Genomic DNA, 14859 nt, shown 5'->3' with positions numbered 1-14859 from the left:
TGATGCAACTTAATATGCTTTTGCAAAGAGTACCCTTCGTGAGCTGGGGTTATCACAACAAATGCACCTGCCTTCTTCTGTAGGGCTGTCAAACGGAATACAGCGAATGGTGACGGACAGATCTTTTTTGATTTTTTCCTCACATTTTTCTGATCCGCACCAGTGGGACATGATAAAAGCACCATTATTAAATCCCTTGGATTTTTGATACAGCTTGTAAAATTTCTTTTTATCATCAATTTCAAAGGTGTTTTCTTTTCTTCGGGTCACGGCACGATTAAAAAGGGTATCTTGAATATTATCCAGGATATCAGTAATCTGATCAATAAACTCTTCCCTGTCCATGGATTGTTTCTGATTTGATGGGTTATCCCTTCTGGCCATGAAAACACTGTTTTGTTCAATGTCTCTTGGACCCAGTTCAATCCTGACTGGAATCCCTTTTTTTACCCAGTCCCAACCCCTTGTACCGCCGATATCCCTGTCGTCAATTTCAACAATAATCTTTCTGCCATGAAATTGTTTTTCTTCCAATGCATCTTTAAGGCCATGGGCGCTTTCCATAATGGTTCGACGATCTTCCCCTTTTTTAAATATAGGAAGAATAACAACATGGGCAGGTGCTATTTTTGGTGGCAAAACAAGACCGTCATCATCCGAATGCACCATGATCATTCCGCCGATCATCCGGGTGGAAACTCCCCAGGAAGTGGTCCAGGCAAAGGTTTCCGTACCTTCTTCATTCTGAAATTTTATATCAGACCCTTTGGCGAAATTCTGGCCCAGAAAGTGGGAGGTGCCGGCCTGAAGCGCTCGTTTATCCTGCATCATGGCTTCAATACAAGTTGTATCATCGGCTCCCGGAAACCGTTCTGAAACCGTTTTCCTGCCCCTGATCACCGGCATGGCCAGATAGTCTTCAACAAATTTTGTATAGATATCCAGCATGAGCATGGTTCTCTCTTTTGCTTCGGATTCCGTGGCATGTGCGGTATGGCCTTCCTGCCATAAAAACTCGCTGGTTCTCAGAAACATCCGGGTACGCATCTCCCATCGAACAACATTTGCCCACTGGTTTAACAAAATAGGCAGATCCCGATAACTTGTGGTCCATCTGGCCATTGATTCCCCTATAATGGTTTCCGATGTGGGACGGACAATCAAAGGCTCAGTCAGTTTTCCAGCCGGTTTTAAACCGCCTTCACCATCGGATTCAAGCTTGTGGTGGGTTACAACGGCACACTCTTTGGCAAACCCTTCCACATGCTCCGCCTCTTTTTCCAGGTAGCTTAACGGAATAAACAAGGGAAAATAGGCATTTTTCACACCGGTCTGCTTAAACATGGCATCCATCTGGTGCATAATATTTTCCCAGATGGCATACCCCCAAGGTTTTATCACCATGCATCCCCTGACAGGTGAATTTTCCGCCATATCCGACGCTTTGATCACTTCCTGATACCAAGCTGGATAATCTTGTTCCCGGGTCGGGGTGATCGCTGTTTTACTCTTTTTTGCCATTAAATTTCTCCGAATTCTTTATCATTTTGTCTATTTCGCTCAGCAATTGATCCACAAGTTCATCCTGATCTATTTTCCGTATAACTTTTCCCTTTTTAAATAGAATCCCCTTGCCATCACCACCTGCGATGCCGATATCCGCCTCTTTTGCTTCACCGGGTCCGTTTACAACACATCCCATAATCGCAACTTTAATCCGGGAAGACCGTTCAAGTAAAGCTTTTTCTACTTGTTCGGCAATTTTAAAAAGATCAATTTTACACCGTCCGCATGTGGGGCATGAAATCAGTTCCGGTCCGCGGCTTCTTATCCCCAGAGCCCTTAAAATTTCATAACCGGTCCTGACTTCTTCAACCGGGTCCCGTGTCAATGAAACCCGGAGGGTATCACCCAGACCCTGGGCCAAAAGCATACCAATACCTATGGCTGATTTTGTGATACCCGCATAAAGCCCGCCGGCTTCCGTTACCCCTATATGAAAAGGCACATCCGTTCTGGGTGCCAGAAGCCGGTAGGCAGACACTGTTCTTGAAACATCCGAAGCTTTCAGGGACACTTTTATGTCATGAAAATCCAGGTCCTCAAGAATCTTGATATTGCGCACCGCGCTCTCCACCATGGCTTGAGGCGTTGTTCCCAGGCGCTGTTCAATCTCTTGTTCAAGAGAACCTGCATTCACGCCTATCCGAATTGGAATACCATGTTTTTTTGCACAATCCACGACTGCTTTGATTTTTTTGGCTTCCCCGATATTACCCGGATTTATTCTTAAGGCATCAGCACCTGCTGTTGCAGATGCCAGTGCCAGCCTGAAATCAAAATGAATATCAGCAATGATTGGAATGGTGATCTGCTGCTTGATCTTTTCAATGGCCTGCGCCGCTTCCATGTCAGGAACCGCCACCCGGATGATTTCACAACCTGCCTTTTCAAGAGCAAGAATCTGGTTAACCGTAGCCACCACATCCTGGGTCTGGGTATTGGTCATGGATTGAACTGAAACCTGGGCCATGGAACCTATTTTAACATTGCCGACACTGATTTGCCGGGTGGAACGTCTTTGATCAACCAGTGACATCTTAACACTTCCTGCGATTAATAAAAATTAAAAGCTCACAGAATTGCCTTTAATCTGTAAGCCGTAAATATTGTTTTTTTTCGAACCTTAAAGATACCAAAGCTGTTCTTTTTATTCAAGACAACACTCTTTATAAACTTTGGATAATTATAAGTTGACCTCATATATACTCTTTTTTCAAAAGGTTGATCAAAAGACAATAACAAAAGCCTGATCTCATTGATCCATGATCCCATTTATCCAAGTAAGGGCAGCAAATCCTTTGATTGACTTACTGCTGAGTTTAATTTATTCTATCAGTAACAGTTATTGATATGTTATTTACTACACGCTATGTCTAAAAGGAGATGAAATGTTTAATGAAATTAATATATTAAGAGCAATGCCTATTTTTAAAAATATAGAGATTGGAAAACTTGAAAAAATTTTTAACCTCCTCCACCTGGTAAAAATAAAAAAAGGGGATGTCCTGATAAAAGAAGATGAAATTGCAAGAGAATTTTATATTCTCCTTTCAGGTCAATATAAAATCTCATTTAAAAACGGAAAACATATCATATTGGACAAAAAAGGGGATTTTATCGGCTGGGCAACCATCATTGCAGCACCCAAATATCTGGGGACAGGTGTTGCATTAACCGACGGCGATGCATTCAAACTTACCCGCCAGGATTTCATGGATCTTTTGATCAGTGACTCGGAAATAGGAAATCAAATCATGGCAAACGGAAGTGAGCTTACCGCAAAACACCTTTGAGCCCAAAATGATATCACCCTCAACCTTATTTTTCCACGGCAAGAGGATTTCCATCGTAAACGACCCCATCTGCATCAAGGTCAATAATTACAAAAAAACATGGATTCACAGGTCTTATCCAAAAATTATCATAATTTTTGGATAAGACCTGTGTTGAATCTGCTCAATGTCAGACACATGGCGCAATATTTTTAAATATCTTTGAAAGAAAAGCCAAGGATCGATTCAGGTTTTCAAGATTAAACACCTCAATACTGACCACCCCTTCAAAATTTTCCAGAATGAATTGAACTTGTCTGAAATGTTTTTCCGGTAATTTATCCAAAGCAGTATGATCTTTTCCAGACGGCACGGAAAAATCAACACCATGCAGGTGCATGATGGACGTTCTATATTGATGTTTTTCAAAAGTTTTCAAAAGATTATGACCATATTTTATCTGGTGACCGACATCAATACAAACGGACGTTTTAAACTCCTCCACCAGGGTTTCGACCAGGGAAAACGGGTAATCAAGAGTTTCAACGGAAATGATCCCTGGATTGGACAGTCCTGACACCAGTGCCCCAAGGCCTTGCCGGGCTTTTTCTTCCCAATCTTTGAGCTGTCTTAAATTACCCTTATCCGTTTTAATCCCCTTGGGCATATCAAGGTGAAGTGTGTGGGTGCTGGGTGCAAGAGGGGTGAAAAGATCAATAACCTTTAAAAGCATGTCCGCAGATGTTTGTCTTTTTTTTAAATCATCGCAAGTCAGACTCACATCAATGGGAAGATGTATATTATAAGTTAAATTCAATTTTTGGGATAACTCTAAAAGCTTTTTCACATCATCTTTTGAAGGCAAAACTTCTTCAGGCATGCTTTCAAACACAAGCAGCTCGATTTCATCAAAAAAAGCCCCCAGTTTTTTTACATTGGGGATAATATGATCCGGAAAAATAAAAGAGGTTGTGCCAAGCTTGAACGGTTTGTCAGGTAATACGGCCATTGAAATTTTTTCCTTTAAAAATTTATTAAGGAATTCAAATAAAATAACATTGACAATCAAAGGACAAAGAGTTGTTTTTGGCCAAAGGCCTTTCAAAGTTCTTAGTCCTAAGAGTACTCTAAACAACAAAGAAAAAGACGACTGAAACCAGGATGGCTGTCAAAGAGCTGAGCATCATCAGATCACAAGCCTGTTTTATTTTTTCTTTTTCAGGATCTTTAAAATCTTTTCCAATAAACGGCTTTTCAACCATGGCACCATGATACATGTTTGGCCCGCCAAGTCTTATTTCAAGGGCACCTGAAAAAGCAGCCTCCGGATAACCGGCATTAGGGCTTTTATGGCGTGATCCCTGGACAAATCCAGTCTTTAATGCCAGAATCCCTTTTTTAAACGAAAGCAGACCTGCACTTAAGGCAATGACCAGTACCGACAGTCTTGCCGGAATAAAATTGGCCACATCGTCAATTCTTGCAGATGCCCGGCCAAAAAGAAGATATGTGTCATTTTTATAGCCTACCATTGAATCCAGGGTATTGACCATTTTGTAGGCAAGAGCCCATGGCACCCCCCCGATCATTGCAAAAAACAAAGGCGATAAAAACCCGTCCACAAAATTTTCAGCCACTGTTTCCACACTGGCGCGCGTAATGGCTTTTTGATCCAGATCCTTTGTCTGACGGCCCACAATCATGGAAACTTTTTTCCGGGCTTTTTCAATATTATTCTCTTTAAGAGCAAAAAAAACACCTGATGCAGCTTTTTCAAGGCTTTTTGATGAAAAACAGAAAAACAGCAGAATAACCTGAACAAGATCGCCAAAAACAGGATGGACAGCCATGCTCAATTTTATAATGATAAAGGCAATCAACCATGTGGAAAAAATCAGAAAACAGGAAAAAAACAGCCCGGAAACCAGAAGATGCTTGAACCATTTTCTGAAACGGCTTTCAAAAAAATTGATGGCCTTTCCCATATAGATGATTGGATGGGGCAAAATATCAGGATCGCCAAGGATAAAGTCAAGGATAAACGCAGCCGGAATAATGTACCAATGAATTTCAATCATTTTTCACAGCCTGTTTTATCAACTCGGCAAGATGCAAATTGACAGATCTTTGCTTTAATGAAAATCTCACATACTGATCGGACAGGCCCAGAAAATTGGAACAATCCCGGATCAGAATTTTGTGTTGTCCGATTTTTTTACAAAATTCTTCTGAGGTCAACCCGTTTGTCAGCCGGGCCAAAATAAAATATGTGGTTGAATCCAATAATTTTAATTCTTGAATATCCTCAAGACTTTCAAGAAAGAGCTGTTTTTCCGTTTTTATATAGTCTCTTGTTTTTTGATAAAAGGGTTCGATTTTTTCCGGGTGATCAAAGATATGTTCGATCACTGTCTGGGCCAGTGCATTGACACTCCAGGGCTGGTAACAGGCCATGATTTTTTCAGCAAGTTTTCTGGATGCACTTAAAAACCCGGTACGAAGCCCTGGTATTCTGAATATTTTGGACATGGAGGACAACACAATCAGATTTTTATATCCGGTTTCCGACACCAGGGATATCTCCCGGGCCTGATCCACAAATGGAAGATAGGATTCATCAATGATAAAAACCGTATTCTCGTGTTTTTGAATCAGGTAGTCAAGCTGTTCTCTTGGCATCAATGCGCCAGTAGGGTTGTTGGGATTACAAAGAAACACCGTATCCGCGTCTTTTGCCATTCTGGACAGGTCGTCAATATCTGGTGCAAACATTTTTGGCTCTTTTGCAAGGCAATGCGCAAAGTCAATGTTATGCATAAGGCAGGCATCCTTGTAATCCGAATAGGTTGGACCGGCAATCAACACCTTTTTTGAGGCCAAAGCTTTGGGGATGGTGTAAATAAACCAGGTGGTTCCGTTGCCTGCCACAACGTTCTCGTGATCTATTCCGTGAAAGTGTGCAAAGCCTTTTCTCATGGTCACGGCATCTGCTTCAGGCAGAGATCGTATTTTAACCAGGTTGTCACAAATTACTTTTTCTATGTTTTCAGGCGGTCCCAGAGGATTTAAATTGCTGCTCATGTCAACAATTTCATCAACCCCGCAGCCCAGTGTTTCTGCCAGATTTGCTTTATTCCCGCCATGGCCGATAATCATTTTATTTCTTCCTTTTAAGCGATTAATGCCCCGGTTGCCAAAAATAAAACCGCTTCCAGGATTTCAGTCATGGCACCCAGCATATCTCCTGTAATACAATTGAGTGTTTTTTTGTAAAACCCCAGTATCAGCCACAGGGTTCCAAGAAAAACAAGGTTCAAAACCAGACATTTATACCCCAAAAAAAGGGAGATGACCACAGGAATCAGCACAAAGGCAAAATCCTTTGGACCAATACCCTTTTCAAACAAATCAAGCCCGGTCCCGGTCTCTTTTCTGCCGTAATCCAGCACCTTGATGCCAACAATCATTGCCCCGCGAGCATATGCCGGAACAATCAACAGCAGGTCCATTGTTTGAAAAAGGGTTCCGGTTGTTTTGACGGAATAAATCCCGGCGGCTTTAACAGCCAGGATACAGACCACTGCCACAAGCCCCATCATACCTGTTCTGCTGTCTTTCATGATTTCAAGAGCCCGTTCTTTGGAGCGGTGACTGAACAACCCGTCTGCCGCATCCCCCAAACCGTCTAGATGAAATGCCCCGGTCACCACAACCAGGAAAAGAACATCAAGAACGGCTGCCACACCAGGCGACCAAAGTGTTGAAACGCCCGCATCAAATACCAGGAGAAGCCCCCCAAGTATAAGCCCGACAACGGGGAAAAATTTAATCATGCCCATGGGAGAATAGGCCACATCTTTTCCTGCCGGAAGAATGGTGATAAACAAGATTGCAGATCTTAAATCCGTTAATATGTTTTTTATTGTCATGAGTCTTTTAATGTCTGATAGAAAACACCCCGTTCCTGGGTTTTTCCAACTATTTTGCCTTCCTGTTCAAGTATGGTTAGATGGTTGTTGATCACCTCTTTTTCAACCCCTAAAATCTTCAGCAGATCCTGCTTTGTGCAGGGTCTGCGATGAATGGTTTCAACAATGGCCGCTTTTATATTTTCTCTTTGTATGTGTGCCCTGATATTTTTATCCACCTTTGCAATGATCTGGCTATTGGGAAACCCTATAATTTGGATTGCTCGTTCAAGCTCGGATCTTGAGGCGGGTTTAATACCCGCAAGAGTTCCAGGCCGGTCAAGGGTATTGATCTGAACCAGGTTTGGCTGAATTTTTTGAACAGCCTCTTTGAGCAGCAGCAAATCAGATGTACTGTCATTAATTCCCGGAAGAATGAAAATTTCCAGCCAGATCTTTCCCTTGTATTCTTTTGCAAAAGCTTCAATTCCCTTTACAATTTCCTTGGTATCCAGAGTCTTGCCAGGCCTGTTAATCCTGGCAAATGCCTTGTCTGACACAGCATCAAGAGACGGCACTACAAGATCTGCTTTTAAAAGCGCATGCCGGACTGTTGGATCAAAAAAAAGGGTGGAATTGGTCAAAACAGCTACATTAATATGGGGTTTTTTATCTTTGATATAACCTATGACCTGTCCCAGTTTGCTGTTTAATGTTGGTTCGCCGGCACCGGAAAACGTTATATAGTCAGGATCATCATTATGCTGCCAGAAATGGTCCAGTTCTTTTTTCACGTCCTTGAACCGGACATACTCTTTTTGCTCCATGGTTAACCGGGTGGTTTTCCCGCACTCACAATAAATACAGTCCAGACTGCAGGTTTTATGGGTAACCAGATCAACCCCCAGGGAAATGCCAAGCCGCCTGGACGGAACCGGGCCGAAAATATGATGATATTGCATGAATGTTTGTTTCCTTCTATGGTATGGGCGTTAGCTGCTATAGTTTGGGCTTTATCTGGTGATCAATTCCGGCAAACATCATAACAACCTTGTCGGCTGTTTTTGCAATTCGCTGATTGACAAGCCCTGCAACATCCCTGAACTGCCTGGCAAGCATATTTTCCGGAACAATACCCATGCCCACCTCATTGGAAACCAGGAATACCGGACATTTGCACTGTTCAAGGGAATTTTCCAGATCTTGAATAGCCCCTTTAATTTGATTGTGGTCATAGGAATGAAACAAGAGATTGGATGTCCACAGGGTCAGACAATCCACCAGGATAACACCGGCTTTTGAAGAAAACTCATTAATTTTTTCATGAATTTTAACCGCTTCTTCAATGGTTATCCAGTCTTCTCCCCGTTCTTTTTGATGCTTTTCCACCCGTTTTTCCATTTCAATATCGGTTGGCACGGAAGTGGCAATAAAAACTTTATTTTTTTTTTCTATCCTGTTGGCCTGATCCAGAGCAAAAGAGCTTTTCCCGCTTCTGCATCCGCCCATCACAAATGTTACACCTTTTTTCAAAATACAAACCTATCCCTTAATTCTTATCGCTTTTGTTATTTTTATTGTTTTTGGAATTTTTATCGCTTTTGCTTCCCCAAATATCCACAATCTTAGTATCTCCGGGATAATCAAGCGTGCTATACTTGGTAATATTGGATAATTTTTTTGTAATTTTTCCAAGCCGGGTTGCCTGGTTTTTTATGGAAGCAAGGTTGTTTTTTTCAATTGGGTCTACTTTATCGGCTGATTCTGAACCCATCAATAATAGTTCGGAAAAACCTAAAATTGCCTGCAATGGCTGATTAATTTCGTGACAGACCGCCCCTGCCATCTCAAGAACACCCTGGAGCCTTTCTTTTTCATATTTTTCTTTTTCAGCCAATCTTCTTTGGCTGATGTCCGTAAGTATTGCAGTTGTCCATGCAGCGGGATCAGACACATCCCCACAGTTCAGCTTGATATGGACAGGAAACAGGGTTTTATCCTGTTTGATCATATCGATTTCATAATCTGCCGTACCATTGTTGACAAGGCTGTAATATATTTTTTTCCCGTTAACATCATAATGATCAATATCAGGATAGAGCATCCTTGTACTTTTATCCTCAAAATCCTGTTTTGATTGATATCCAAACATTCGAACCATTTCATTATTAACCCACTTGAAAATCCGTTTCTGCGCAAGGCCGATTCCCACTGGTAACGATTCCAGGATTTTTTCAAGAATATGTTGCTGCTCTGCCGATTTTTCATCCGATTTTTTTCGTTCAATTGCAAGGGCAATATGCCGGGAAACTGAGTCTAAAAGTTCCAGATCCTTTTTTTTATAGTCGCTTGCTGAAGTATAGCTTTGAACCACAATGACGCCTTTTACCCTGTCATGGATAATTAAAGGTACGCCAAGCCAGATTTTTCCGACTGTTTTCCTTGATTTTTGTTTTTGCTGATCAGCAAGCCGAATAAGATCCTTGTTATAAAAAATCATCGGTTTTTTGTTTTGAATGACCATGCCGGTGGAAGAGGCTGTTTTACTCAAACCAATTATCTCTTCGGGTGCCTCACCTTTTTCATCCGCATAATATGGAAATGTGATGGAATCACTTGCTTTATCGTAAAGAGCGATATAAAAATTATCCGCATTAAGAATTTCATCCAGACTTTTATGAATCACTGCATAGAGTTCATCCAGATTCCGGGTTGTGTTGATTGCTTCGGATATGTCAAACAATACTTTCAGGGTGTTATCGGGACTTCGCTTCTTTTTCGTTTTTGCAGATTGATTTTTTCCCATGACAACCCTTTTTGTCTTTTTATTTAAGGCACATCCAAAAAAAATCACATTATTCCATTAAAGCTTGATTTTATCAAGAACAATTGCTTCATTAAAAATTTCCTTTTTAATCACGGCAAAACATTATATCTTGTTATAAAATCAAATTTTATGCAATAATATTCCCACAGGGCCTCTTTTTGTGAAATATTTCAATATAACTTTTAAATCAATAGCTTAATTATGAATTTAAGTATGCGGAACAAAATAAATGAAATTTTTTGAAGAAATATCACTTTTATATGAAATCAGTGAATCACTGAACCAGCATATGGACATGAAAAAATCATTATTCAAGGTATTAAGCGTTCTGTCTGAATCCTTGAACCTGGTAAGGGGGATCATTTTTTTGATCAGCTCTGAAACCGGTGAAATTAGAATTGAAATGGCCCATGGCATTTCTAAAGAAACCACCTGCAAAATCAAATATCTTCCAGGGGAAGGCATAATCGGTCGAGTCATTCAAACCGGAGAGTCGGCTGTGGTTCCCCGCATCAGCAAAGAACCGCTGTTCCTTGACAAAACCCATTCAAGGCAGGTCATGGAAGGTCGGGATTATTCTTTTATCTGCGTCCCCATAAAAAAAGACAACAGGGTCATAGGAGCCATCAGTGCCGATCAACCCTTTGAGGGGAAAAAATCCCTGGAAAAGGGCGAAAAGCTCCTGTCTGTGGTGGCAACCATGGTGGCACATCATGTGATCAATATTGAAACCATAAGAGTTGAAAAAGAACAGCTGAAAACAGAAAATATACGACTGAAATCAGCACTTGAAAACAGATACAGCTTTACCAACATTATCGGCAATTCCAATAAAATGAGAGAAGTTCTTCAAATGATCGCCCAGGTATCATCTTCTTCAGCCACTGTTTTGATCCGGGGAGAAAGCGGGACGGGAAAAGAACTGGTTGCCAATGCCATCCATTATAACAGCAATAGAAACAAAAAACCCTTTATCAAGATCAATTGTGCAGCCATCCCGGAAAACCTTATTGAAAGTGAATTGTTCGGTCATGAAAAAGGATCGTTTACCGGAGCTTCCCATCAGAAAAAAGGGAAATTTGAGATAGCGGACAAAGGCACTGTCTTTCTGGATGAAATCGGAAACATGGCCCTTTCAGCACAGGTAAAACTCTTAAGGGTGCTGCAGGAAAAAGAATTTGAACGCGTAGGGGGATACACCCCCATTAAAAGTGATGTCAGAATCATTGCCGCAACCAACTCAAATCTTGAAGAGATGTCCCGACAGGGCAAATTCAGGGATGATCTTTATTTCAGGCTGAATGTATTCCCGATTTATATTCCCAGCCTTCGAATGCGCAAAACCGATATCATTTTGCTGGCCGATCACTTTCTTGAAAAATACAGAAAAGAACATGGAAAAGAGATCAAACGCATCACCTCCCCTGCCATTGACATGATGATGGAATATCACTGGCCCGGAAATGTAAGGGAATTGGAAAACTGTATTGAAAGGGCTGTCATCCTCTGTAATGAAGGTGCCATCCACAGCTATCACCTTCCTGCCACCCTTCAAACCGGAACCAAATCCAAAACCCTTCCCTTATCCCTTGAAGATGCGGTTGCCCACCTTGAAAAAGAGATCCTCATGGATGCGTTGAAAAACACCAAAGGAAATATTCATAAGGCATCAAAACTCATTGGAATCACTGTTAGAAAATTTTCCTATAAGGCTGCTAAATATAGTATCAATTATAAAGAGTATCGATAGCATGCCGGCCCGGGAACAATGAGGATTCAATTGTGGTGCAAAGCAAAATAATTTTTATGCCTTTCAAGTCGGTTTGAAAGGCTTTAAAAACAAATCTATTTTGCATCACCGAAATTCAGCACTGCACCGGCACGGACTTTTTGAGATAATCTTCCATTAGTCCGGAACCGGTACAGTGATCTGGTGAGCATGTCATGCTGATTTTAGATAATGGGATCACATGGTTATATTTTTCCTGAAAGGGGGACCGATTTGAAATATGTCCCTGACAAACCAGATCCTAAGCCAATGCATGAAGTTTTTCCATCAAACCTTCAAGATTCTTTGAATTGTCAAAACAAAACTGCATTTGTGTAAATTGTTTTCTCAAGCCAATCACCTCATCCTTGATTGATTTAGCCCCTTTAACACCATCATGAATCAATTGGGCAAGGACCTGGAAATCTTGTTCTTTCATACCGAAACGGGTCATTTCAGACACGCCCATGCGCAAGGAACCGGAGGCGGTAAAGCCCTCTTCTTCCGGGGTGGCCTGATAATTGACAATAACATTGTTTTTCTCAAGAAAGTCCGCTACCTCCGGACCTTTTGAATATCCCACATTCACAATGACCTGATGGGTATGAGTGAAGCCATCGGCTTTCTCTCCTGCCACATCAATGCCCAGTTCAGCCAGGGCTGATGCAAACGCCCTGGCATTGGCAATCACCTGTTTCTGGTAGTCGTCTTTAAAATGATTCATCTCATAGGCTGAGGCCAGCAGACCCAGCATGGTTCCAAGATGATGATTGCTCACGCTTCCCGGAAAAGTTCTTCTTTCAATGGCTTCCCACAGAGGATATCTCTGGTCATCAAGAGCATAATTCCCCGCAACAATACCTCTCTGGGTGCCGAAAAAAGTTTTATGGGTTGAACCGGTCACAAGATCGGCACCATCTTTGAACGGTTCCTGAAAATGGGGGCCTACAAGCCCCAGCACATGGGCCATATCATACATTATTACAGTATCAAGCCCTGCGGCTTTTACCATTTTGCGGATTTGGGCCACAGGTTCCGGGTATATGGTCATGCTTTTGCCGAAAATAATCAGCTCCGGCTGATGGATTTCAATGAGTTTTTGGCAGGCAGGTACATCAATCTTGTACAAATTGTCCTGGCAGACCGGGAAATTGACCACTGCAGGCTTTTCGGTTTTCGGGTCCCGTGCCACAAAATCGCGCAAAGCTCCCATGGGCTGGGCACTTAAATGGCCGCCGTTAAGGATGTGGTTGTTCATGATTTTCCGGATACGGCGCTGTTCACTTTTTCTGTCCACCCGGTTGAGATAATCCACCATGGCACTGAACACAGCCGTATTGGCCATCTGACCCGATAGCACACGGGTTTCCACGGTACGGCACCCCAAAAATTTTTGGAATTCCTGTACCAGCAACTCTTCCACTTCACTTATAAACTGGGTTCCCTGGTAATAAAATACCTCATGATCACAAAAGGCTTTTACTTTTTTATGTTCTGCATATCTGCCCGAAGAGTCCATGATGGAAAGCAGTCTTGAAAAAGAGGAGGCTGTCTGCTCCGAGGGGATGAGATTGATGCATTGGGACTGGCGCCAGGTGGTGTTGTCCACGGCTTTTTGAATAAGACCTGACATCAGGGATTCGGTTTTTGATATTGTGCCGGACTGTGTTTCTTTTGTCTGCGATGCCTTTGCCGGGGACACCTCCACACCCAGTTGATTCCAGACAATAGCTCTGGCATTGGGAGGTGCTTCCGCTCTCATGTGATAGGGAACCACAACCCCTGTGTATATTTTTTTGCGGATCTTAATTTCAAGCTGATCCCCCTGTACAACATCTGCATCCACAAGTGCAAGTGCAATTGCCCTTTTTTCATCATTCTCCGTCAACACGGAAAAAAGCCCCTCTCCTTGCGTACTCCAGTAAGGCACCATGGTGCCGCTGGTGATATACCCGACATGGCGACCGTCTTTCATCACTTCACAGCCGTTCCTGGCAATGCCTTTGCCGGTAACGGCCACCGGCACAATAACCCGGGGCAGGGCCTCAATATTGGAATAATCGAAATCCGCAATGCGTTTCAATGCACTGAACTGTTCAATCAGGGCAGCCTTACCAATGAAATCACCTTTTTGAGCAGCAAAGCTGACGGCAAATTTAGCAAGGGGGCAGGCAAAAATGGGAATGGGTTTATTGTCCGGGTCATCTCCGAATTCATGGCCGTACAGGGGCAGCGAAGCTTCAAGCCGCAGCGTATCCCTGGCACCCAGCCCAATGGGTTCCACCCCCTGTGCCAGGAGCAGATCCCATATTTTAACGGCATCATCCTTGTCCATGAAGAGTTCAAATCCAAGCGGATCACCAGTATAACCGGTTCTGGCAAGCAGTACTTTTGCTCCACAAATCATCACCTCGCTCAAGGTGTTTCTCAGGGGAATAGGCAGGGTGCCAGAATCTATAAGTGCATTCATGACTTTTTTGGAGGCAGGTCCCTGAAGACTTAGCATCCCCATATCAAGGGTATGATCCTTTAATTGAAGATCATCAAATTTTTTGGCCTGTTCCATAAAATGGTTCCAGTCCTTTTCACGGTTGGATGCATTGACCACCAGCAGGTAGTTGTCTTCATGAAACCGGTAGAGATAGGCATCATCAACAGCATGTCCGTTTTTATCCGGTATGATGGTGTACTGGCTCTCGCCCACTTCAAGAGCCCCGGCATTGTTGGTCAGCACCCGCTGGAGAAATGGCAGTCTATCTTTTCCGCTGATAATAAACCGTCCCATATGGGACACGTCAAAAAGTCCTGAACTCTTACGGGTAGCCAAGTGTTCCTGAATAACTCCTTTTTCATATTGTACCGGCATGTCCCAGCCGCCGAAATCAACCATTGTGGCACCCAGTGCCCTGTGTTGTTCATTAAAAAATGTTTTGCTTAATGAAGACATATCTGATTTTTCCTTCTCAAGTAAAAGTTTTAATTTTTATACCATCCAAGCCAAAGCCCGTAAATCGCTAAAAA

General features: G+C 42.5%; 12 protein-coding genes. 2 read left to right on the top strand and 10 right to left on the bottom strand.

From position 1 onward, the window contains the following. Window positions 1-9 precede the first annotated feature (9 nt). Window positions 10-1521 (bottom strand): proline--tRNA ligase, encoded by a 1512-nt coding sequence (proS, locus tag TOL2_RS21225; RefSeq protein ID WP_014959330.1) that lies wholly within the window; start codon window positions 1519-1521, stop codon window positions 10-12. Beyond that, entirely contained in the window at window positions 1505-2599 is a 1095-nt protein-coding gene (ispG, locus tag TOL2_RS21220; protein ID WP_014959329.1) for a flavodoxin-dependent (E)-4-hydroxy-3-methylbut-2-enyl-diphosphate synthase, read from the bottom strand. Before ispG ends, proS begins: the two co-directional genes overlap by 17 nt. A 352-nt stretch (window positions 2600-2951) precedes the next feature. On the opposite strand from ispG, the gene TOL2_RS21210 reads away from it, so the two are divergent. After that, a complete protein-coding gene (locus TOL2_RS21210) occupies window positions 2952-3356 on the top strand; it encodes a cyclic nucleotide-binding domain-containing protein (protein ID WP_014959327.1) in 405 nt (134 codons plus the stop codon). Window positions 3357-3525: 169 nt separating this feature from the next. Here TOL2_RS21210 and cbiR read toward each other — a convergent pair whose 3' ends face one another. The 7 genes from cbiR to TOL2_RS21175 form a co-directional block, all read right to left on the bottom strand. Continuing rightward, window positions 3526-4344, bottom strand: coding sequence for a cobamide remodeling phosphodiesterase CbiR (gene cbiR / locus TOL2_RS21205; protein ID WP_014959326.1), 819 nt, complete (start codon window positions 4342-4344; stop codon window positions 3526-3528). Window positions 4345-4462: 118 nt separating this feature from the next. Continuing rightward, window positions 4463-5413, bottom strand: coding sequence for an adenosylcobinamide-phosphate synthase CbiB (gene cbiB / locus TOL2_RS21200; protein WP_014959325.1), 951 nt, complete (start codon window positions 5411-5413; stop codon window positions 4463-4465). Beyond that, window positions 5406-6491, bottom strand: a complete 1086-nt coding sequence (locus TOL2_RS21195; protein ID WP_014959324.1) for a pyridoxal phosphate-dependent aminotransferase — start codon at window positions 6489-6491, stop codon at window positions 5406-5408. Before TOL2_RS21195 ends, cbiB begins: the two co-directional genes overlap by 8 nt. 14 nt (window positions 6492-6505) lie before the next feature. Next, window positions 6506-7264 (bottom strand): adenosylcobinamide-GDP ribazoletransferase, encoded by a 759-nt coding sequence (locus TOL2_RS21190; RefSeq protein ID WP_014959323.1) that lies wholly within the window; start codon window positions 7262-7264, stop codon window positions 6506-6508. Then, the gene (locus tag TOL2_RS21185) at window positions 7261-8205 is read right to left on the bottom strand and encodes a radical SAM protein (protein WP_014959322.1); all 945 of its coding nucleotides are present in this window, start codon (window positions 8203-8205) and stop codon (window positions 7261-7263) included. The genes TOL2_RS21190 and TOL2_RS21185 overlap by 4 nt, the downstream gene beginning before the upstream one ends. A gap of 37 nt (window positions 8206-8242) precedes the next feature. Next, window positions 8243-8776 carry a bifunctional adenosylcobinamide kinase/adenosylcobinamide-phosphate guanylyltransferase gene (gene cobU, locus TOL2_RS21180; protein WP_014959321.1) on the bottom strand — a complete coding sequence of 178 codons (534 nt, stop codon included), beginning with the start codon at window positions 8774-8776 and terminating at the stop codon, window positions 8243-8245. A gap of 16 nt (window positions 8777-8792) precedes the next feature. Beyond that, entirely contained in the window at window positions 8793-10049 is a 1257-nt protein-coding gene (locus TOL2_RS21175) for a GAF domain-containing protein (RefSeq protein ID WP_014959320.1), read from the bottom strand. Between the two features lie 250 nt (window positions 10050-10299). Between TOL2_RS21175 and TOL2_RS21170 the strand changes: the two genes are divergently transcribed. Next, window positions 10300-11820 (top strand): sigma-54 interaction domain-containing protein, encoded by a 1521-nt coding sequence (locus TOL2_RS21170; protein WP_014959319.1) that lies wholly within the window; start codon window positions 10300-10302, stop codon window positions 11818-11820. Window positions 11821-12100: 280 nt separating this feature from the next. Here the strand turns inward: TOL2_RS21170 and gcvT are convergent, their stop codons facing one another. Next, window positions 12101-14785 carry a glycine cleavage system aminomethyltransferase GcvT gene (gcvT, locus tag TOL2_RS21165; protein ID WP_014959318.1) on the bottom strand — a complete coding sequence of 895 codons (2685 nt, stop codon included), beginning with the start codon at window positions 14783-14785 and terminating at the stop codon, window positions 12101-12103. Window positions 14786-14859 lie beyond the last annotated feature (74 nt).

The sequence above is a fragment of the Desulfobacula toluolica Tol2 genome (genome assembly GCF_000307105.1).
In the GTDB taxonomy this organism is placed as follows: domain Bacteria; phylum Desulfobacterota; class Desulfobacteria; order Desulfobacterales; family Desulfobacteraceae; genus Desulfobacula; species Desulfobacula toluolica.
The sequence above is the reverse complement of the archived record's forward strand: the minus strand, read 5'-3'. Positions and strand labels throughout refer to the sequence as shown.